General features: G+C 58.8%; 18 protein-coding genes. 2 read left to right on the forward strand and 16 right to left on the reverse strand.

Annotated features, from left to right (window positions below; translation table 11 throughout):
• Positions 1-10: 10 nt before the first annotated feature.
• Both DKB62_RS06240 and DKB62_RS06245 read right to left on the reverse strand, forming a co-directional pair.
• Positions 11-1,333 (reverse strand): alkaline phosphatase family protein, encoded by a 1,323-nt coding sequence (locus DKB62_RS06240; RefSeq protein WP_107196081.1) that lies wholly within the window; start codon positions 1,331-1,333, stop codon positions 11-13.
• A 3-nt stretch (positions 1,334-1,336) separates the two neighbouring features.
• A complete protein-coding gene (locus DKB62_RS06245) occupies positions 1,337-2,125 on the reverse strand; it encodes a DeoR/GlpR family DNA-binding transcription regulator (protein ID WP_107196080.1) in 789 nt (262 codons plus the stop codon).
• A gap of 228 nt (positions 2,126-2,353) precedes the next feature.
• On the opposite strand from DKB62_RS06245, the gene DKB62_RS06250 reads away from it, so the two are divergent.
• On the forward strand, positions 2,354-3,637 hold the full coding sequence (locus tag DKB62_RS06250; RefSeq protein WP_198643495.1) for an MFS transporter: 1,284 nt from the start codon (positions 2,354-2,356) through the stop codon (positions 3,635-3,637).
• Between the two features lie 77 nt (positions 3,638-3,714).
• On the opposite strand, the gene rpoN is transcribed toward DKB62_RS06250, so the two are convergent.
• The 14 genes from rpoN to DKB62_RS06320 all read right to left on the reverse strand — a co-directional run bounded on the left by rpoN (position 3,715) and on the right by DKB62_RS06320 (position 19,276).
• Complete coding sequence (gene rpoN / locus DKB62_RS06255; RefSeq protein ID WP_107196079.1) at positions 3,715-4,998, reverse strand: RNA polymerase factor sigma-54; 1,284 nt, start codon at positions 4,996-4,998, stop codon at positions 3,715-3,717.
• A gap of 50 nt (positions 4,999-5,048) precedes the next feature.
• Positions 5,049-6,638, reverse strand: a complete 1,590-nt coding sequence (locus tag DKB62_RS06260; RefSeq protein WP_107196078.1) for a bifunctional metallophosphatase/5'-nucleotidase — start codon at positions 6,636-6,638, stop codon at positions 5,049-5,051.
• A gap of 134 nt (positions 6,639-6,772) precedes the next feature.
• Entirely contained in the window at positions 6,773-7,972 is a 1,200-nt protein-coding gene (hydF, locus tag DKB62_RS06265) for a [FeFe] hydrogenase H-cluster maturation GTPase HydF (RefSeq protein WP_107196077.1), read from the reverse strand.
• A gap of 23 nt (positions 7,973-7,995) precedes the next feature.
• On the reverse strand, positions 7,996-9,237 hold the full coding sequence (locus tag DKB62_RS06270; RefSeq protein WP_232818795.1) for a nitrogenase component 1: 1,242 nt from the start codon (positions 9,235-9,237) through the stop codon (positions 7,996-7,998).
• A complete protein-coding gene (locus tag DKB62_RS06275) occupies positions 9,234-10,565 on the reverse strand; it encodes a nitrogenase component 1 (protein WP_107196075.1) in 1,332 nt (443 codons plus the stop codon). Before DKB62_RS06275 ends, DKB62_RS06270 begins: the two co-directional genes overlap by 4 nt.
• A 4-nt stretch (positions 10,566-10,569) precedes the next feature.
• Positions 10,570-11,325 (reverse strand): nucleotide-binding protein, encoded by a 756-nt coding sequence (locus tag DKB62_RS06280; RefSeq protein ID WP_107196074.1) that lies wholly within the window; start codon positions 11,323-11,325, stop codon positions 10,570-10,572.
• Positions 11,326-11,345: 20 nt separating this feature from the next.
• Complete coding sequence (gene hypE, locus DKB62_RS06285) at positions 11,346-12,350, reverse strand: hydrogenase expression/formation protein HypE (protein ID WP_107196073.1); 1,005 nt, start codon at positions 12,348-12,350, stop codon at positions 11,346-11,348.
• Entirely contained in the window at positions 12,343-13,401 is a 1,059-nt protein-coding gene (gene hypD, locus DKB62_RS06290; protein ID WP_107196072.1) for a hydrogenase formation protein HypD, read from the reverse strand. The genes hypE and hypD overlap by 8 nt, the downstream gene beginning before the upstream one ends.
• Positions 13,401-13,607: a HypC/HybG/HupF family hydrogenase formation chaperone gene (locus tag DKB62_RS06295; RefSeq protein ID WP_087478799.1), complete on the reverse strand. Its 207-nt coding sequence runs from the start codon at positions 13,605-13,607 to the stop codon at positions 13,401-13,403. The genes hypD and DKB62_RS06295 overlap by 1 nt, the downstream gene beginning before the upstream one ends.
• Before the next feature lie 18 nt (positions 13,608-13,625).
• Positions 13,626-15,917, reverse strand: a complete 2,292-nt coding sequence (hypF, locus tag DKB62_RS06300; RefSeq protein ID WP_107196071.1) for a carbamoyltransferase HypF — start codon at positions 15,915-15,917, stop codon at positions 13,626-13,628.
• A gap of 3 nt (positions 15,918-15,920) precedes the next feature.
• Entirely contained in the window at positions 15,921-16,952 is a 1,032-nt protein-coding gene (locus DKB62_RS06305) for a nitrogenase component 1 (protein WP_087478797.1), read from the reverse strand.
• Positions 16,949-18,253, reverse strand: coding sequence for a nitrogenase component 1 (locus tag DKB62_RS06310; RefSeq protein ID WP_107196070.1), 1,305 nt, complete (start codon positions 18,251-18,253; stop codon positions 16,949-16,951). The genes DKB62_RS06305 and DKB62_RS06310 overlap by 4 nt, the downstream gene beginning before the upstream one ends.
• Positions 18,250-19,014 (reverse strand): nucleotide-binding protein, encoded by a 765-nt coding sequence (locus tag DKB62_RS06315; protein WP_107196069.1) that lies wholly within the window; start codon positions 19,012-19,014, stop codon positions 18,250-18,252. The genes DKB62_RS06310 and DKB62_RS06315 overlap by 4 nt, the downstream gene beginning before the upstream one ends.
• A 4-nt stretch (positions 19,015-19,018) precedes the next feature.
• Positions 19,019-19,276 carry a TM1266 family iron-only hydrogenase system putative regulator gene (locus DKB62_RS06320; RefSeq protein ID WP_107196068.1) on the reverse strand — a complete coding sequence of 86 codons (258 nt, stop codon included), beginning with the start codon at positions 19,274-19,276 and terminating at the stop codon, positions 19,019-19,021.
• Between the two features lie 302 nt (positions 19,277-19,578).
• On the opposite strand from DKB62_RS06320, the gene DKB62_RS06325 reads away from it, so the two are divergent.
• Positions 19,579-19,782: a zinc-ribbon domain-containing protein gene (locus tag DKB62_RS06325; RefSeq protein WP_087478793.1), complete on the forward strand. Its 204-nt coding sequence runs from the start codon at positions 19,579-19,581 to the stop codon at positions 19,780-19,782.
• Positions 19,783-19,855: the final 73 nt, after the last annotated feature.

The raw sequence follows: 19,855 nt of genomic DNA on the forward strand, positions 1-19,855 counted from the left end.
TTCGTTCTCCTTATGCCAATACGTTACGGCCTTCCGCGTCGGGAAGCTCGGCCCCCATCAGGGCGGCCAGCGTCGGCGCGACGTCGATGAGGCGCATGTCGTCGACGACGCCTTCTTCGACGCCCTCGCCGGCCAGCAGGAAGGACGCCCGCATTTCGGGAAATTCCTCGTTATATCCGTGCTGCGCCTTCTGCGTCAGCTCCGTACGGATAAACTTGCCGTCCGCGTCGTCCCGTATTTCGTACCCTTTATGGGAAATCAACACGTAGTCGGCGTCGGGGAAGCCGCCGCGGGCCCGCGCTTCTTCGCCGGTCAGGACGGCCATGATGGCGTTCCGTCCGTCCTGGGCCAGCTCTCTCATGACGCCGTCCAGTATCTTCCGAGACGCTTCGTCGTCCTTGCGGGCCAGGCGGATTTCACAAATGCCGCCGGCTCGCTGGCTGTACGCTTTCCAATCGGTAACGCGGCCCGTATCGTCGCATTCGATCAGCCCGGCCTGACGCAGCAATACGTTGGGATAAACAGTGTGAGTGTTGTCCAACGTGCCGTGGTCGGATACGACGCAGACGATGAGGCTGCCGCCCGCAATGGCTTCGGCTTCGCGAACCAGCATGCCGACCATGGCGTCGATTTTTTCCAAACTGCGGGCCGCTTCCTTGCTGTATACGCCGAACTGATGGGCGCTTTCGTCAAAACTGGCGAAATACGCCGTCAGGAAGAAAGGCTTTTCTTCCTGGCAGGGTCCCAGCTTGTTCTGCAGCAGCCACGCGGCAGCCTTATACCGCTGAGCGTCTCCGTCGTCAGACAAATCCAAGCCTCCGGCGTAACGGCCGATATCTGCTTCCATTTCCGCAACCAAACCCTGAGGCGTCGACACGGCGTCGATAAAGGCACTGTCCATCTCCGAGCCGTCCCACCAAAATTCCGGCGCTACGTAATCGCCCTTGGCGCCGACAGAAGTAGGAAAGGCCGCGCTGCCTACGACATAGCCAGCCTGGTGGGCCGCTTCCCAAAGGGTCGTCACCCGCTTGTTGGCAAACCAGTGCCACGCGCCCTTATGGCGCGACGACGGGTCGAATACGGCGTTGTTGACGATGCCGTGAGTCACGGGGTTCGTTCCCGTAATCATGCTTTGGTGACACGGATAGGTAAAAGGCGGGAAGACGCTTTTCATGCCCTTCGGCGCGACGCGCCCGCCCTTCAGAAAATACGACGTAAGAAACGGAAGGGAAATGCCTAATCGTTCCTGTTCAAAGAGAAATTCCGGCTTTAAGGCGTCGACGGACACCAATAAAACGCTGGGCTTTCTAGTATGTTCTACATGTTCCTTCATCACTTATTCGCTCCTTTCCGGCGCTACGACGACGTGTACGCCGGCTTTTTCAAAACGCCGCCTCTGCTCGGCAGAAATACCGACGTCGGTAACCAGGGCGGCGATGCTTTCGATGCCGCACATGCGCACCAGGGAATTGACGCCCAGCTTCGAGCTGTCGACGATGGCGATCGTGCAGTCCGCCGCCTTCATCATCTTGGTCTGGACCGGTATTTCGTCCATTCGCTGATATGTAACGCCCGCTTCTACCGAAATGCCGCAAGTAGTCAAAAAGAAAATATCAACGTGAATTTTTGAAAATATCAGGCTGGCAAAATCAGATAAAAAGGCTTCTTCATCTTCTTTATATACACCGCCCGTCACGATGAGCTCTATACCCGCCGCGCCAGCCAGCTCATTTGTAATTGCCAGGGAATTCGTCACGACAGTCAAAGACCGAAACCGGCCTTTCAACTCTCTTGCCAACAGCAAGGCCGTCGTCCCTGAATCCAGAGCGACGACTTGGCCGTCCTGAATCAGTTTCACCGCTTCTTTAGCGATATGTTCTTTATATACCACCTGGCTCTGCTTGCGTTCGTGAAACGACTCGTACGCCGACGGCGCAGATCCTTTAGCGATCTTCATGGCTCCGCCGCGGATGCGCTTGAGGAGTCCTTTCTCTTCCAGAGTCATTAAATCCCGCCGGACTGTTTCCCTCGTCGTCGACATCAATTTGCACAAGGCGTTGTTTTTGACAATCGGTTCCTGTTCCAATAAATCCATTATGATCTTATATCGTTGTTCAGACAGCATATCTATCTCTCCTTCTGTCCGCGTGCACCAAATCTGTTCTGATAGTATCTTAACACATTTTGCCACAATTTGCAACGCATTTACTTTTTATTTTGCCAAATAATTACATATTTTGACTTGACATTACACATTTTCACACATATACTAAAGGTGTCAAATCTGTTCGACACGACAACGACATTCCTTTAAGATTATCTATACTTACTTGATACGGAGAGTGATTCAGAAATGGCTGAACAAGCGGTAATGCGCCCGAAGAAAGCAGGCTTAGACAAAAAATGGATATCCTTTGGTACCCTGGTGCTGGGAGCCGGCACGATTTACAAGCTCGGCTTTTTAAAAGATGCCTTCTACGTACCGATGCAGGACTTCATGGGATTATCCCACACGCAGATCGGCGCAGCGATGAGCGTCGCCGGCTTAATTTCCACCTTCGGCTTCCTGGCTTCTATCTATTTGACCGACCGGGTGTCGAAAAAAATAATGATTCCTTTGGCATTACTTGGCATTTGCCTTTGCGGGTTGTGGCTTTCTACGTTCCCATCGTATACGTCCTTCCTGCTCATTTACTGTCTGCTGGCAGTCTGCGCTGACATGCTTTACTGGCCGACGATGCTTAAAACGGTCCGCCTGTTGGGAACCCGCGAAGAACAAGGCCGCATGTTCGGCATCATGGAAGCCGGCCGTGGTCTCGTAGACACCCTTGTCGCGTTCTGTGCCTTAGGTATTTTCTCTGCCTTGGGAAGCACGGCCGAAGGGCTGCGTGCGGCAATCCTGTTTTACGCGGCCGTCCCCGGCGTCATCGGCGTTGTCATGTATTTCTTATTAGAACCTGACGCAAAACAAGACAAGACAGCGCAAAGCGAATCAGTCAGCAAAAATCAGCAGGCATGGCAGGGCGCCGTACAGGCTTTGAAAAACAAAAATATCTGGCTCGTATCGTGCAATATCTTCCTGGTCTACAGCGTATATTGCGGTATTACGTATTTTATCCCCTTCCTGAATGAAGCCTATGCCCTTCCGGCAGCGCTGGTCGGCGTATACGGCATCATTAACCAATACGGCCTGAAAATGGTTGGCGGTCCTATCGGCGGTCTGATCTCCGACAAAGTCCTTCATTCCCCGACCAAATACCTGCGGGTTGGATTCCTCGCGACAGGCGTCGTCCTCGCAGCCTTCGCCTATCTCCCCCACGAAGCCCTCGGCATCTGGGCCGGCATCGTCATTTCCCTGGTCATCAGCGCCTGCGTCTACAGCATGCGCGCCGTCTTCTTCGCCCCGATGGACGAAGTCAACGTCCCCCGCGAAATTACCGGCTCGGCCATGTCCATGGCCTCCTTCGTCGGGTACCTCCCCGGCGCATTCATGTATGCCGTATACGGCTCCATCTTAGACTCCCATGCAGGCATCGCCGGCTACCAAATCGTCTTTACGGTCATGGCGGTCTTCGCATTGCTGGGCATTCTCCTGAGCACGTATATTGTCAAACGTATCCATCCCATTACAAAATAATCGATATATGACAAAACAGCTGCCGCATATCAAATACGATGATATGCGGCAGCTGTTTTTTACATGCATGGAGAAGATTATTCCTTCATTCTCCTTCGCATGCGGCTGTTGGGGATATTCATTTTAAATCGAAATTTCGTAATCGTCCGCCGTGCCACGTGCACGGACTGCTGGCTGAAGTAATCGGCTAAATCCTGATCAGACCAGGGACGCCGACAGTCTTCTTCCGCAATAAGCCGCGCCATTTTCTCCATGATAGCCTTGTCGGAAATACTGCCGTCCCGCTCCCTATCGCAGCGGTAATGGTGGGCCAAAAAAGACTGAATTGGATAGATGCGGCCGCGAAACAAGGCGTAGCGGTCGCGGCAGACGCGGCTCACCGTCGCCGCGCTGAGCCCTGTCGCCGCAGCGATGTCTTTTTGAGTCAAAGGACGCAGGCTGCCGCCATGGAGGAAATGTTCGCCCTGTTCCTTTACTATATGCTCCACGACTGTAAAAATTGACTGGCGGCGGTACGCCAGGGCTGTCTGTAAATCCAAAAACTGCCGCTTGGCCTTGCGGATAAAATCCTGCGTCGCCTTATCGCCGTCCTTACCATAAGCCGTATACAAATCGTCGCGGAAAAATACATCCGGCAGGTCTTCCAGAGACCGCACCGTCAGATGTCCCTCTTCATCGCAGAGGATTTCTATATCAGCCCGCACGAATTCCGTCCGCTCGTCGGCCGGCGCGACCGGCTGCAGGGCCAGCTTCTTCAAAAAGCGCCGGATTCGTCCCAGCCCTTCCGGCGACAAGCCCATTTGTTCTTCCAGCCGCTTCCAATGGCCGCGGATGAAATCGTCGTAATGGTTCAGCAGCAGCTCTTCCGCCCCTGCCGGCGCGTCCTTCCGGCGGCGCGTCTGAATCAGCAAGGCTTCCTGTATCGTCCGCGCGCCGACGCCCGGCGGGTCGAAGGTTTGGACCAGGCGCAGCCCCTCTTCCATATCGGCGACAGACAAGCCGTAGTCGACGCCGATGTCCTCTAACGCGGCGGCGAAAAATCCTTTCTCGTCGAGGGACTGGATGACCAGCCCGGCGGCCAGCATCACCTTTTTGGAAACGGCCTGGACGCGGAGCTCTTTCATGAGCTTTTCCTCCAGCGAGTCGCCGCCGCTGCGGATATTGTCGATAGGCTTTTCCATACCTCCGCCAGATCTAGGCCGCACGTCAGGGTAGCGAATATCCAGCAGGGGATTTTCCGTTACCTTTTCGTGAAGAAATTCCACCAAATCCTGTCCCCGCAGGGTCATCATCTGAATGGTCAGGCGCTGCATCTGCGATAATTTAATCTTTTGCTCTAACGTTAACGCGATTTTTGCCATACTCATCCCCTCGCATCGATGCGCCCGCTGCAGGCGCGCTGCAAATCAGCCTAAGGCCGCAGCTGCATCCGCCCCTGCGGCGCGGCGTATTCCGTCCCGATCCGCCCCTGCAGCTCGTCCTGAATGTAGTGGACGATGGCTTCGGCGTCGGTATAGCCGACATACTTCGTCTCGGCCCTTCCCGCCTCGGCCAGTGCGCTGTAGGCGTCGCCGCCGCGGCTGATGAATTCATACGTGGCGATCGTATATACCGCGTCGGGAGAAAAGGCCCTGCCGCCGACGGAATGAATCGTCACGCGCTGCCCGGGCTTTGCCGGCTTGTAATATTTCCCATTTCCATAGGCCGGTCCCTTCGCGAAAGGGATATCCGTACGAACCGTCATTTCGATGCCCGAAACCTGAGGAAAGGCCCCCGCCGGATAGGGAGCCGCCGCCGTCGCCGCTTCCATGATTTCCAGCAAGGTTTGGCCGGTCATAGTCACGACGCACACCTGATTTCGGTATGGCAGCACGCTTTGGATACCTCCCTGCGTGACTACTCCAGCCGGAATAGAAGCGCGCAGGCCGCCGCCATTTACGACAGCGCCGTCGATACTCGTTCCTTCTGCGGCCGTCGCCATGCGGGCTTGCCACAAGACGGCATCGGCAATAAAGTCGCCTAAGTTCGTTTCTTCCATCCGCACCTTAGGCCGGCTGCCGTCCAGCATGATATCTGCCGTGCCGATAGGCCGGGATAATTCGGCCTGTACGTCGGCCGCCGCCTTGTCGACTAAGGCCTTGACGGCCTCGTCTTCCTTGGCAAAGGCGCCGTAGGGAAGGTTCTGTTCCTGCCATTGGCCGTCCGCATAGGAAACGACGCCGATGTTGGCTAAATGGCTGCCTGTCGCCGCCAGCAGCACGCCGTCGACGCGGTAGTTCTTCACGCGGTGGTCGTGGCCGTCGATAAAGAGATCGATGCCCCGCACGCGGCGCAGGATGTCGTCAGATCGATGGCCCTCGCTGATCGGCTCGCTGCCCACATGCCCCAGAGCCACGATGAGATCGCAGCCAGCGCCGCGCAGATAATCCACGTTAGATTGCACGGCATCATACAAATCCTGTCCGTCTAAAAAGGTCAGGCCGTATACGTGTTTCGGATTCGTCGCCCCCGCTGTTTCCGGCGTCGTGATGCCGATGATGCCGACGGTTACGCCGCCTTTTTTAACGATCGTATAAGGTCGGACGAAGGGCTTTCCCGTCGCGTCGACGAGGATATTGCAGGAGAGGAAGGGAAAGTCCGCTTCCGCTGCCCGTTCGAGGGTTACGTCCTGGCCGTAGTCGAATTCGTGATTTCCCAGCGTCATGGCGTCGTAGCCTGCAGCGTTCATAAAGGCGATAGCCGTCGCGCCCTGACTCAGATTAACTAAATTATGGTCCTGTATGGCGTCGCCGGCGTCGACGAGAAGCACGTCCTTGCCCTTCGCCTCGTACTCCTGTTTCAGCGCCGCTACGGCTGCCATGCCGTACACGCCGTCGGCCTTCTGGTCGTAGCCGTGGGTGTCATTGGTATGAATGACGACGAGATTGGAAAAGTCCGCCGCCCCGATGACCTGGAAGACCGCTATCGACAGGGCCAGGGCCAGCCAAAGAATTTTTCTCATATATACGCTCCATTTCTCAAAATTTGTCTTTATTATAGCATATATGCTGTCATTCCCCTATAGCAGCTGGAGTGAACGATCGGGCGCGAAAAAATATCCCGGGAGCTCGCAGAGAACTCTCGGGATGTTTTGCGTTATTTCACCAAGGCCGCCAAATGGGGGAACGGCCCCAGGGATCGTTTTAAGATGCCCTTCATGTAGGCGATGGCGATGCCGTAGTTAGTCATCGGCACGCCTTGCCGACCGGCGAACTTCATACGCCACTGCACTTCCCGCTCGTTGAGCATGCAGGCACCGCAGTGAATGACCATGGCGTACGGCGACAGGTCTTCGGGAAATTCCCGGCCGCTGCAGGTCTGGATGGCAATATCCTTTCCCGTGTGCGCCCTGAGCCAACGGGGAATTTTCACCGTGCCGATGTCGTCGCACTGGCGGTGGTGGGTGCAGCCTTCAGCCACGAGAACCGTATCGCCGTCCTTTAATCCTTCGATAGCCGTCACGCCTTGCACGGCGTCCCGGAGAAACCCCTTATGACGGGCCATGAGGATGGAAAAGGACGTCAACGTCATTTCGTCCGACACGACGGCGGCGACTTCGCCGAAGACCTGGCTGTCCGTCACGACCATGCGCGGGGCCTTGCCCAGTTCTTCCAGCGTCTTCGACAGGGCGTTTTCCTTGACGACAACGGCCGTACAGCCAGCGTCGAGGATTTCCCGGATGGTCTGCTGCTGCGGCAGGATGAGCCGGCCCTTCGGAGCCGCCGTATCAATCGGCACGACGAGGACGACGAAGTCGCCGGCCGTCAGCAAGTCGCCGATAATCGGCGTGTCCTCGCCGACGGGCTTCAGGCGGGCCATCCGTTCTTTTAATTCAAAGATGCCGTCCTTCGTGACGGCGCTGACGTATATGTCATGGTCTCCGGCCTGCGGGCAGGCTGCCAGCAGGTCTTTTTTATTGTACACCGTAATATAGGGTATGTTCTTTTCTTTAAATAAGGCCAGCAGGTCTTCGTCGCATCCCTTCAGGCCTTCCGTCCCGTCGACGACAAGGACGGCGATGTCCGTCTTGTTGAGAACCTGCTTCGTCCGCTGGACGCGCATTTCCCCCAAAGCGCCTTCATCGTCGAAGCCCGGCGTGTCGATGATCATGACCGGCCCTAAAGGCAGCAGCTCCATAGCCTTGTAGACCGGGTCCGTCGTCGTGCCCTTCGTATCAGACACGATGGCCAGATTCTGGCCCGTCACGGCGTTGACCACGCTGGACTTGCCGGCGTTGCGGCGGCCGAAAAAGCCGATATGGACCCGTTCACCCGACGGCGTATCATTCATAGACATGGCGATTCCCCCTCTTATACCGTCTAAACCAAGGCGGCGAAATCATTGATCTTTTTGACAAAGGATTCGAACTCATCGATCAGATTCGGGATGACCTTTTGGTACAGCCGCCCGGAAAAGGCCGTATGGCCCAAGCCGACGAAATGAGCGCTTGCCGGAATGACAGGCCCGTACAAGGGATCGGCGATGACCGTCCCCGTCCAGTCCGCCAAGCGGCGGCGCAGCTCGCCTTCGGAAGAAACAAAGACGTCTTCTTGTCCCAAAACGCCTGGCCACTCGTTCAGCAGGCAGTACACCTTCGCCGTCCGGCCTTCCCGTCCGAGAGCGGCCGCCAGAGACGCCGAATAGACGCTTTCGCCGATGATAATCGTATCGGCTTCGCTGCAATCGGCCCGGCTGTCGGCGCAAACGTAGATATCTTCCTTCATTTCTGCGGCGCGGCGCAGTCCCCGGGCGATTTCTTCCTGCATATAAGGGCCGATGGGAACGCCGACGACATAGGGTATGCCGAAGCGCTTCTTCATCACCTTGGCCCCTTCGACAGCGCCGGCCGACACGACGAGGTTCACGTCGGCCAGGCCGGCCATTTCGATTTCTTCCAGCGGGCTTCCCATAGCCCAGACGCTGTGCGGGGAAAAGCCGCTGCGGCGCAGAAACCGCTTCATCGACTTTTCGCTGCCGTTATAGGAAAAATCGAGAGGCGTTGCGCCGATGACGTTGACCCGCAGCGGTTTAGCCGATGTTCCCGCACCGCCGCAGGCTGCAAATTCAGGCTGCCACGAGCAGCACATAGGCCCGGCCGGCGCCGGCGCAGGTACGTCCTTTACGATTCGTTCGGCCAGCATGTTCATGGCCCAGGCGATGCCCTTGTCGTACAGATTCATATTATTCGTCGTCGCAGCCATCGTCATGATGCCCGTCTGTTCTTCAATCAGCGCCGCCAGGGCGTCCATATCGGCCCCCGTCATGAGCGGCACAGGCGTGCACAGGATGACGATGAATTTCGGTGAAAAATCGCGGGCCGCCGACACGACGTCGTGGACGAACTTGTCATCGTTGCCCATGATGGCGTCCATTTCGGTGACGCCGGAGATGAAGATGAGGCTGTCCTGGTCGTACCAGCGCGGCTCGTCGTGGGTCGCATACGTCGAGTTGCAGCCCGACGGGTCGTGAATGACCACCATGCCTCTGAGCTCATACAGGGACGAGCAGACGCCGAAGGTGTCGGCAGAGTACGTCGATATACGGCTTACGGCTTCTTTCATACACATGACCGGCACCCCCATCCTTTCAGGTTAATCGATTCGCGGGCTTCCTTTTCCGTCTGGAAAGCCTCGGTCATCCAGTCCAGCAGCGTCCGAATGCCGCGGAAATCGCGGAGGCCGCCGTTTTCCGCCATATCGACGAAATGGGCCGTCCCCGTAAAATAGGCCGCCTTTTGTCCTATAGCCAGCATAGGCACGTCTGTATGGCGGTCTATGCGGCGCATCTTGGCGTGGCGCATGGAATACAGCTCCAGATCAGGATAGTGCTCCTGTACCCAGAAGAAATCGTCGCCGTCTTCGCCGCTTACGCCGTCCGTATAGACGCGCCGGACGGCAAAGCCGTGCTGCAACAAGGTCTTCGCCAAGCTAAAGGGCCGGAACACAGCGGCGCTGTCAATGGCGACGGGCATAGAGCCGATGATGTCCCTGGCCGCTGCAAAGGCCTGCTCGCACTGCTCCACTTCTCTGTCATAAGACTGCCGCGGCAGCTGAAGGGCGTCGGCGACGGCGTGGAGATTGGCGATGATTTCGTCGTAGCCGAAGCTGTTGGAAAGATACAGCCCTTTTTGTCCTAATTCCCGTTCCATATCTTCCAAGGGGCCGCGGGCGTAGGGCTCCTGACCGATATTCAATATGCTTTCGGCCATTTTTTCATAATCTTCATAGGTCTTGCAGACCGGCAGTTCCCGCAGGATAAAACCGTTCTGCTTCAGCAGCAGCGCCAGCTCGCAGTCCTGGGGCACGGCGAGATTGCTGCCGACGATGTTGACCGATTTAGGATTGATGGGGCCCTTTTCCAGCAGGCTGTACAACTGCCGCCGCGTCCGCATTTCCGCCGTCAAATCGGAATGGCGGCGGATAGGGTCCATCCAGCAGGCGACGAAGCGCGTCTGCGGATAGGCCTCTTCCAGGCGGCGGTATACGTCGTCCATATCGCAGCCCATGAAATGATGAATGCAGGCCGGATAGATAAAGCAGGCCGTCGGCACCTGAGGCAGCAGCCCCTGCAGGATTTCGCCGACGCCGTCGACGATACAGTCTTCCATGGTGCCGTCATATAAATGATGCTCTTCGACGACGATGGAGGAAAAGCGGTCCATCGCCCCCATTTCGGCCGCCGTCAGGACGACGCCGCGCAGGCAGCCGAGAGCGCAGATATAGATTTGATGAGAACCGGGAACGAGCATGTTCGTGTGGACGATGTTCCATGTCCCCCGGGCCGGCGGCGTGTACTGAAGGCCGTCGTAAAAGATGCCGGGAAATACGGCGTCCTTTATGGCCACGCAGGCACCCGACGTGTCTTCCCGTCCGTCAATTCGTTTCAGCATCGTATCACCCCTTTGCTGCCGCCAGGACAGCGTCGGCCAAGGCGCGGTACTGGCCGGCCATGGGGCTGTCCGGAAAGGCTTCGACGACGGTCTTTCCCAGCTCTTCCGCCTGAGACACGATGTCGCTCCGGTCGAGGGTCCCGACGACGGCCGAATGGATGTCGCCGGCCAGCTCCCGTACCTTTTCCTCTTCGTTCTTTACGCTGCGGCGGTTCAGGATAAGGCCGCCCAGGCGAGCGTAGCCCCGACCCTTAAAGGATTCAACGGCCATGGCGATGTTGGCCGCCGCATGGATGGCCATGTTTTCTCCCGACGTGACGATGAATACGGCGTCGGCATAGCCCTTGTGCATGGGCATGGCGAAGCCGCCGCAGACGACGTCGCCCAGGACGTCGTAGAAAATGACATCGGGCTGATATACCTCGTAAGCCCCCTTTGCCTTGAGCAGATCCAGGGCGGCGATGATGCCCCGGCCAGCGCAGCCCCGGCCCGGAGCAGGGCCGCCGGCTTCTACGCAGACGACGCCGCCGTAGCCGGCGACGGTCATCTCGTCTAAGGAAACATCCCGGCCCTTTTCCCGCATGAGGTCGAGAACTGTAGGAATCGCCGCGCCGCCGTGAAGGCCCGCCGTCGAGTCGGCCTTCGGGTCGCAGCCGATCTGCATGACCTTCAGGCCCCGTTCCGCCAGGGCCGCCGCCATGTTGGAGACCGTCGTCGACTTGCCGATGCCGCCCTTTCCATATACAGCAATTTTTATCATAGGTTACATCCTCCGTCTTCTCAGCAAATGCGGGGCAGCAATTCGCCGCCCGGCGGCGGCAGCAGCGTTTCCGCGCCGATTTCCGTGCGGACGACGACCCGTCCCGGCCGCTCTGCCGTCACTTCGCCGATAATCGCCGCTTCGCCGGAGTATTTCCCCTGCCGCAGCGTTTCCACGATGGCCGGAGCCTTATCCTTCGGCGCGAAGATGACCAGACGGCCTTCGCAGGCCAGATACAGGGGCTCTAAGCCCAGCATGCCGCAGACGCCGCGGACCGACGGGGCGACGGGGATAGCCGCTCCGTCCAGTCGGATGCCGACGCCGCTCTGGGCAGCAATTTCGTGGAGGACCGTACCGACGCCGCCGCGGGTCGCATCGCGGATGACGTGAATGTCCTTCGTCGTTTCCAGCATGGACTGCACGGTCCCCCACAAGGGAGCGCAGTCGCTGGTTACGTCGGCGTCGATGCCGAACTGGCTGCGGGCCAGTAAAATCGTGCAGCCGTGACGGCCGATATCGCCGCTGACGATGACGGCGTCGCCGGGCCGGGCCAGGGCGCCCGACAAATGAACGCCTTCCGTCGCCAGGCCGATACCCGTCGTCGTAATGAACAGGCCGTCGACCTGTCCCTTGCCGGCTACCTTCGTATCGCCGGCGACGATGCGCACGCCCGCCTCGGCCGCCGTCTCGGCCATGGCCGCAGCGTACGCTTCCACCTTCGCCAAGGGAAAGCCTTCTTCCAGGACGAAGGCGCAGGTCATATACAGGGGCTTCGCGCCCATGCAGGCCAGGTCGTTGACGGTGCCGCAGATGCTGAGCTTGCCGATGTTGCCGCCGGGAAACTCAGGAGGCGACACGATGAACCCGTCCGTCGTAAAAGCCAGGTTTGCGCCGCCGACGGACAAGAGAGCCGCGTCGTCGGCCGTAAATTCAGGATTAGAAAAATGAGCTTTAAATACCGTATCGATTAATTCCGCCGTCTGTTTGCCGCCGCTTCCATGGGCCAGCGTCACTACGTCATTCATGATTTCCGCCTCCATATTGATAATAGGCCGAGCAGGCTCCTTCGTGCGATACCATGCAGGCCCCTACGGGATGGTCCGGCGTGCAGCCCCTGCCGAATACAGGGCACTGCGGCGGCGTGCAGATTCCCTGCAGGACTTCGCCGCAGCGGCAGGCCGGATTAGACCGCCCATGCATAGGCGGCACGCCGTATTTCTGCCGCGCGTCATAAGCCGCATACCGCTGCTGCAGCCGCTGGCCCGACATCGGAATCACGCCGAGGCCCCGCCATTCCGAATCGCAGGGCTCCATGACCTCCGCCATGAGCCGCTGGCCCGGCAAGCTGCCTTCTGCCGTGACGACGCGGGGATAGCAGTTTTTGAAAAAGGGCTTTCCCTGAGGAAATTTCGCCAAGATGACGGCAAAGGCCGTCAAGAGTTCTTTCGCCGTAAATCCGGCAACGACGCCGGAAATCCCCTGCTCCGCCAGTCCTTCGCAGTGCTTCGTCCCCATGACGGCTTCGACATGTCCCGGATAGAGGAATACGTCGGCGCTGTTCTTGAGAGCCTCGTAGGCCTGGGGCATCGTCTTGTTCGCCGTTAAGATAGAAAAATTAGTCAATTCTTGTTCCGCTGCCTCTTTGACAGCCAGACAGGCTGCCGGCGTCGTCGTTTCAAAGCCGACGGACAGGAATACGACCTGTTCATCCCGATGAGCCGCCGCATAGCTGCAGGCATCGACAGGCGAATAGACGATTTCTACCCTCGCCCCCTGACTGCGGGCTGTGGCCAGGCTGCCTTCCGAGCCGGGCACGCGGACCAGGTCGCCGAAGGTACAGATCGTAACGCCTCGTTCCAGCGCCAGCCAGATCGCTTCGTCAATGAAGCTGACCGGCGTCACGCAGACCGGGCAGCCCGGCCCGGAAATGAGCGTGACCTCCTTGGGCAGAATCTGCCGCAGGCCTAAGCGGAATATTTCGTGCGTATGGGTCCCGCAGACTTCCATGATGCGCACCGGCGGCCCATCGTAACTTTTAATGATGTCCAGGGCCGATTTTTTCTTTCCATCTGCCATCATAAGTCCTCCAGGATATCGTCCATTTCATGATCGTCCGTATCGGTAATCTTGGCGATAGCCATGCCGGCATGGACCATGACGTAATCGCCCGGGTCCAACTCGTCAATGAGCTCGGCCGACACGGCGCGCCGCGCGCCGGACGCGTCGACTAAGGCCATGCCGTCCTTTATCGTAACCACTCGCGCTGGTAATCCTACACACATCGTAATTCCTCCTTCAATCTATTGCAGATGGTACATGCCGTACAAAGCCTGCCCTAAGGCCAGTCCGCCGTCGTTCGGCGGCACGAGGCGATGACGCAGTACCGTAAATCCATCTCGTTCCAAGGCCCGGCAGCACAGGCGCAGGAGCAACGTATTCTGAAAGACGCCGCCGCTCAGGGCCACGGCATTCCGTCCCGTCTCTTCGCGAGCCTGCCGGGCCGCCGCCAGCACCATGCCGGCTAATCCCCTATGAAAGGCATAGGCCTCCCTGCCGGCGTCGCCGTGCTTTACATACGACTGGACGCATCCGTCGAAGACGCGCTGCGTCGCCAGGACGTATCGATCGGAAAGCCGTTCCAACGGGCCGGGGACGACAGCCTCTTCTCCGTGGGTTTGCTCCCACGCTTCAGCGGCAAACTGGAGGGCCATGGCCCCCTGTCCTTCAAAGGTCGACTGTCGGCACAGGCCCAGGGCGGCGCTGAGGCCGTCAAAGAGGCGTCCGGCGCTGGTCGACATGACCGTGTTGACACCGTTGTCAGCTAGGAAAAACTGGGCCTGCAATTCTTCCCGGCTGCAGAGACGGAGCTTTTCAGCCAGAGCCGCCGTTTGTTCCTTATTCCGTCCCGTATTGTCGTACAGCAGGCTTACGGCAATGCGCCAGCCCTCGCGGGACGCTGCGTCGCCGCCGACATGATGGAAGGGCGCGACGGAAGCAAAGCGGCTGTAACCGTGCACGTCGGCCAAAAGCACTTCGCCGCCCCAAATCGTGCCGTCGCCGCCGTAGCCCGTGCCGTCAAAGGAAACGCCGATGACCGGCTCGAGGTAATTGTTCTCGGCCATGCACGACAAGACGTGGGCGTAATGATGCTGTACCTTCAGGACCGGCAATCCCAATTCCTCAGCAACGGCGACGGAATTGTACTGCCGATGCGTATCGCAGACGACGGCCGACGGCGTCGCTTCTAGGAGCGATTCCATGCGCTCCACCGATTCGCGCAGGGCGTCGACGGTCCGCGCGTCGCTCAGATCGCCGATGTACGGCGACAGGTAATATAAATTGCCTTTGGCAAGGCAGAATGTATTTTTCAGTTCGCCGCCGACAGCCAGCACCTGCTTTCCCTCGTCGGGGCCGACGAAAAAGGGCAGGGGCGCGTAGCCGCGGGAACGGCGTATCATATACGGTTCGCCATCGAAAAAGTCCATGACCGAATCGTCGGCCCGCAGGCGTATGCGGCGGTTATGCGACAATACGGCGTCGCACAGGGACGACAATTCCTTGTTCGCGTCGTCGTCGGTCCGGCAAATCGGCGCACCCGATTCGTTGGCGCTGGTCATGACCAGGCAATCAGGCATGGCGACGCCGTCGTCGTACGTAAACAGCAGGAGCTGCAGGGGCGCATAGGGAAGCATGACGCCGACCTTGGGATTGCCCGGCGCAATAGACGGGCACAGCCGTCCGCCCTCCTTTCTGCGCAGCAACAGAATCGGCTTCTGGCATCCGTCCAGTATCTCCGCTTCGCCGGCTTCGACGACGCATTCGCGCCGGACGACGTCCATATCGCGCATCATGACGGCCAGGGGCTTGACGGGGCGGTGCTTCGACTGGCGCAGGCGGCGCACAGCGTCTTCGTTCCCGGCATCGCAGCACAGATGAAAGCCGCCGATGCCCTTGACGGCGACGATGCCGCCGCCTGCGATGATGCGCCGGGCCTCCGTAATGGCCTCCCTGCGCCGTTCCGTCCGGCCCAGCAGATACACTTCGGGGCCGCAGTCGTTGCAGCACACCGGCTGGGCGTCGTAGCGCCGCGTTTCGGCGTGGGTGTATTCGTATTCGCAGGCCGGGCACATGGGAAAGGCGCCCATGCTGGTCCGTTCCCGGTCATAGGGCATGGCGTCGAGAATCGTCAGGCGCGGCCCGCAGGCCGTGCAGTTGATGAAGGGATGGAGATAGCGCCGGTCCGACGGGTCGAAGAGCTCGGCCTTGCAGGCGTCGCAGACAGCGATATCGGGAGAGACGAAGATATGACCTTCTTCCCTGGCGCTTTCTACGATGTCAAAGGATGAATAGGACTTCGGCTCTGCCGCCGACCGGTCGATGTTCAAGATAGCCGACCGCTCCGGAGCCAATTCCGGCAAGTCGCGGCAGAAGGCCTCTACGGCGTCGTCCGCTCCCTGAGCGACGATTTCTACATACGAGCCCTTATTGCAGACCGTGCCGCCCAAGCCGTGCTTCGCCGCCAGACGGCTCACGAAGGGCCGGAAGCCTACGCCCTGGACGATGCCGAACACGCAGATCCGTTCCGTCTTCATGGCTCATTCCCTCCCCGATACGGCAAAATGAGGAAAATCTATATAGATGCCCCGGAAATGGGGCAGGGCTTTCTTAAAATACAGGTCGCCGATGACGATATCAAAGGCGTCGTTATCGGCCAGGCTGCGGAAATCGTCTTCTTCTTTCAGCAGGATGTCTCCTTCGCGGCGGCATTCCTGGGGCTCCATAAACCACGACGCGACGGTGACGGCCTTCGCCCCCCGCCGTTCCGCCAGCTCCCGCATGGCGTTGGCCGCCGTCTGCTGGTGAACGACGAGGACCGACGCGCCGGAAAGGTCGAGCCCCTCCGGCAGCACCGATTCCAAACCGAAATAACGAAATTCGTAGGGCGTGCCGAAGGTTTCTTTCAGGTACTTCGCACTCCGAAGGCCCGACGGCGACACGACGATGTTGCGGCTGACCTTGCCGGCCTGGGCAAATTCGCCGAAGGTATCGTACAGCCATACCTGCCGCCAGCCCTCTTCCCGAAGGGCGCCGACGATGCCTTCCCTGTCGCAGGGATGCATGAGGTCCAAGGGGACGGCGCCGATGACGCCGACGATGCCGTCTTCAGCCTGCATAGACAAGTCGGCAAAGGCCCTGAACAGCGTATCATACGCTTTTTCAATGCCTGCGTCGTACAGCTCCATGCCCGTCGTATCCAGCGTGACGACTGGGATAGACAGTTCCTTCTCAGCCATGCGCTTCAAAGCCCGGTAATCCGTGCCGATGACCGACGGCACGGGCGTACCGACGATGGCGGCGAAGGAGGCGTCGATTTGCCGGGCCGCGTCGGCCAATTTCGCCACCAGGCGGTCGTCGCGGCCCAAGATGGCGTCCATATCGCGCAGGCCGGCGCTGAATACGGCGCTCTTGCCGCCGCTGAACCAGCGCGGCTCGTCAAAGCCGCAGATATTGCCGGCGCAGCCGCCGGCGTCGCAGATGACGACGATGCCGTTCAATCCGTACATCACCGCCGCCGCTCCGGACTGGTCCGGCGCAAAGGGCGATATATATTTCCAAAGACCTTTCATCGGGCCGACCTCCCTTCCAATGCCGCCGAAATCTGGCGCAGCAGCTCCCGCAGCCCGTCGTATCCGAAGGGCTGAATCTCTTCGTCCCAAAAGACATGGGCCGCATCGTCGTGATAATAGGCCGCGTCCTTGCCGATCGTCAGCTCGACGGGATGGTCCCCGCCTTCGTAATACAGCATCGACGGCGACAAATTAGAGTATACCTCCGTGTCGGGGCTTAGCGCTTCCAAGCGGCGGATATAGGCGAAATCATAGGGCGACACGCTGGCGTAAATCTCCTTGACCACAAAGCCGTACTGCGTCAGAGCCAGAGCCATTTCAAAGGCGTTGCCGTTCTGCATTTCCCCGACAGCGATAGTCGTACCGCCGTACCGCTTCGCCGCTTCCGCCGCGTCGGCCGCCGCTTCGTCATACCATACCGTATCGTCTGCGGCCCCGCCTAAGGCGCCGGCAAAAGCCTGGTACTGGCTGCGAATCTTGTCGATCTGGTACAGCCGCGTCAGCTCGATGCTGGGAATGCCCAGCCGCTTTTCCATATCCTGGGCGGCCAGCCGCGCCTCGGGATGGAGGATGACGTTGAAATTGGCCTTGGACATGGCCTTATATTCGGCGAAATCGCGGCAGCGGGAAATCTCGTTTATCCGGCGGATGCCCAGCTGGCGCAGGACGCCGTAGAGCTCGCACGTATCGCGGAGCGGCGCAAAATGCCCTAATATATTGACGGTACGGCTGTCGCGGTCGTCCCTTTCGAGAAGGGAGTAAATGGCCCGGCGCACGTCGACCATAGGAGGCTTGCGGCCTTCGCGGGTCAGGGCGTACATATAGCAGGGCACGACGGGCAGGCCCACCTTAGCCTCGGCCTTGCGGCACACCCGTTCCATGTCGGTGCCCAGCAGGGCGTCGACGCAGGTCATGCAGATCATGACGACAGTCGGCTCCTGGGGCAGTGCTTCGACGACTTCCGCCACGGCCTGGGGAATTTTTCGCAGATGGCGTCCCGTCACGATATCCGTTTCATCCATGATGTAGTAGAAAAACCTGTCGCTGTAGCCGCCCATTTCGCTCAATATCGTCGTGTTGCGGCCGCAGCATCCCGGGCCGACGAGCAGCATGACCGAGCCGGGAATGGCCAGGCCGGCCCGCTTGACGCCGAAGCCCTGGGCTCCGGGAGAGTTAAAGGCCAGTGCCGCCGGCGAATTGTAAATGAGGTGAGCCGACGACACGAGGTCCGACGGAATATCGCCGCGGCCCCGCCGGGCCAGCTCCCTGACAGTAATCGCATAGGGTTTTCGTTGTGTCATATCGCAGTATCCTTGTCTTTCCATAATGTCTGCGCCAGCTGGATGAACACCTGGCTGATGGGCAGCTCCGGATTGCCCTCGACGACGGTCTTGCCTTCTTCCTCAAAGCGGTTTATGTCGTCGCTGCGGGGAATATCGCCGACGATTGCCAGGCCCCGTTCCGCCGCGAAGGCCCGGACCTTTTCTTCTTCTCCCGGCACGTTGCGGCGGTTCAGGATGATGCCCTTGACCTTTGCATAGCTGCGGTCGGCGAAATTCTTGACGGCCGTGTTGATGTTGTTCGCCGCATAGAGGGCCATCTTTTCACCCGACGTGACGATGAGGACCTGAGCGGCATAGCCCTCGCGGATCGGCGCGGCAAAGCCGCCGCAGACGACGTCGCCCAGCACGTCGTACAGCACGACGTCGGGCTCGTACTGTTCAAACAATCCCATGTCTTCCAATAAGTCAAAGGTCGCGATGATGCCCCGGCCGGCACAGCCCAGGCCCGGCGTCGGGCCTCCCGTTTCGATGCACAGGACGCCGCCGTAGCCGACGCGAGAAATCTCTTCGATAGCCTGCGGGTCGTCGTCGTGCTCGCGCAGGTAATTCATGACCGGCTCGAGCAGCTCGCCGCCCAGCAGGTTCAGCGTCGAATCGGCCTTGGGGTCGCAGCCGATTTGTATGACTTTCTTTCCCAAATAGGCGAAGGCCGCCGCCAGGTTGCTGGTCATAGTCGACTTGCCGATGCCGCCCTTTCCGTAAATCGCAAGTTTCAGCATGGTCTCACCTCTGCTGCGGCAGCGGCGGGTAGATCGTCTTCGTGCTCACGTCGGGAAGCATGCCGAGCTTTCCCGACAAGGCGCTGATCGTATCCTGCGGCGCGTCGATAATAATGCTGATGACGTTGATATCCTTATCCTTATACGGAATACCCATGCGACCGACGATATACTGTCCGTATTCGTGAAGGAGCTCGTTGAGCTTCGTCGTCTCGTCCCGCTTGCCTACGATGATTCCGATAAGGGCTAATCTCGTTTCCATAGTCTTCCTCCTTTTGTATAAACAAAAAGGCTCTGTGCGAAAACACAGAGCCTCGTAGCTTTCCACTATACGTGCTTTCGCCTCGCCTGCGCAGAATCTCTTCTTTGCAGATAAGTACGGCTGCATGCCTATGACGTTTTCCATCAGAAGTCCTTCTGGAGCACGTGTTTTATTTATTATAGCAAAAAACGAGGGAAATGTATATCAATTTAGGGGAGAATACATTCCGCCGGCCCGCCTCTTGACAGCCCCCGCCTATCCCCCTATAGTAATAGTGATATATAGAAATAGGAGATGATACCGTGATTTGTCCTACCTGCGGCACAGAGCTGCGCGACGGCGTCCTCATGTGCCCCATCTGCGGCACGAAGCAAATCGTCCCGCCGCCGGCGCCGCCGAAAAACATGCAGAACAATCCGAAAATTTTCTCCAAGACCCGGGTCGTCAGCTTTATCATCGTCATGATATTCTTGATCATCGGCCTTTGGAGAGTCTTTCTGCAATAGCCTATCCGCCACAATTCCCCGTATATGATAAAAGGAGCCGCAGCAAGCGAAACTGCGGCTCCTTTTTTACGAG

Origin of the sequence: Megasphaera stantonii, from assembly GCF_003367905.1 — a bacterium.
In the GTDB taxonomy this organism is placed as follows: domain Bacteria; phylum Bacillota; class Negativicutes; order Veillonellales; family Megasphaeraceae; genus Megasphaera; species Megasphaera stantonii.

What these genes read in the sequence shown, in the direction of transcription:
- hydF (WP_107196077.1), bottom strand. Translation starts at nt 7,972, where the DNA reads ATGTCTATGAATGATACGCCGTCGGGTGAACGGGTCCATATCGGCTTT.
- DKB62_RS06295 (WP_087478799.1), bottom strand. Translation starts at nt 13,607, where the DNA reads ATGTGTGTAGGATTACCAGCGCGAGTGGTTACGATAAAGGACGGCATG.
- DKB62_RS06305 (WP_087478797.1), bottom strand. Translation starts at nt 16,952, where the DNA reads ATGAAAGGTCTTTGGAAATATATATCGCCCTTTGCGCCGGACCAGTCC.
- hypD (WP_107196072.1), bottom strand. Translation starts at nt 13,401, where the DNA reads ATGGCAGATGGAAAGAAAAAATCGGCCCTGGACATCATTAAAAGTTAC.
- DKB62_RS06260 (WP_107196078.1), bottom strand. Translation starts at nt 6,638, where the DNA reads ATGAGAAAAATTCTTTGGCTGGCCCTGGCCCTGTCGATAGCGGTCTTC.
- hypE (WP_107196073.1), bottom strand. Translation starts at nt 12,350, where the DNA reads ATGAATGACGTAGTGACGCTGGCCCATGGAAGCGGCGGCAAACAGACG.
- DKB62_RS06245 (WP_107196080.1), bottom strand. Translation starts at nt 2,125, where the DNA reads ATGCTGTCTGAACAACGATATAAGATCATAATGGATTTATTGGAACAG.
- DKB62_RS06270 (WP_232818795.1), bottom strand. Translation starts at nt 9,237, where the DNA reads ATGAAAGAAGCCGTAAGCCGTATATCGACGTACTCTGCCGACACCTTC.
- DKB62_RS06310 (WP_107196070.1), bottom strand. Translation starts at nt 18,253, where the DNA reads ATGACACAACGAAAACCCTATGCGATTACTGTCAGGGAGCTGGCCCGG.
- DKB62_RS06320 (WP_107196068.1), bottom strand. Translation starts at nt 19,276, where the DNA reads ATGGAAACGAGATTAGCCCTTATCGGAATCATCGTAGGCAAGCGGGAC.
- DKB62_RS06250 (WP_198643495.1), top strand. Translation starts at nt 2,354, where the DNA reads ATGGCTGAACAAGCGGTAATGCGCCCGAAGAAAGCAGGCTTAGACAAA.
- DKB62_RS06315 (WP_107196069.1), bottom strand. Translation starts at nt 19,014, where the DNA reads ATGCTGAAACTTGCGATTTACGGAAAGGGCGGCATCGGCAAGTCGACT.
- DKB62_RS06280 (WP_107196074.1), bottom strand. Translation starts at nt 11,325, where the DNA reads ATGATAAAAATTGCTGTATATGGAAAGGGCGGCATCGGCAAGTCGACG.
- DKB62_RS06275 (WP_107196075.1), bottom strand. Translation starts at nt 10,565, where the DNA reads ATGCTGAAACGAATTGACGGACGGGAAGACACGTCGGGTGCCTGCGTG.
- rpoN (WP_107196079.1), bottom strand. Translation starts at nt 4,998, where the DNA reads ATGGCAAAAATCGCGTTAACGTTAGAGCAAAAGATTAAATTATCGCAG.
- hypF (WP_107196071.1), bottom strand. Translation starts at nt 15,917, where the DNA reads ATGAAGACGGAACGGATCTGCGTGTTCGGCATCGTCCAGGGCGTAGGC.
- DKB62_RS06240 (WP_107196081.1), bottom strand. Translation starts at nt 1,333, where the DNA reads ATGAAGGAACATGTAGAACATACTAGAAAGCCCAGCGTTTTATTGGTG.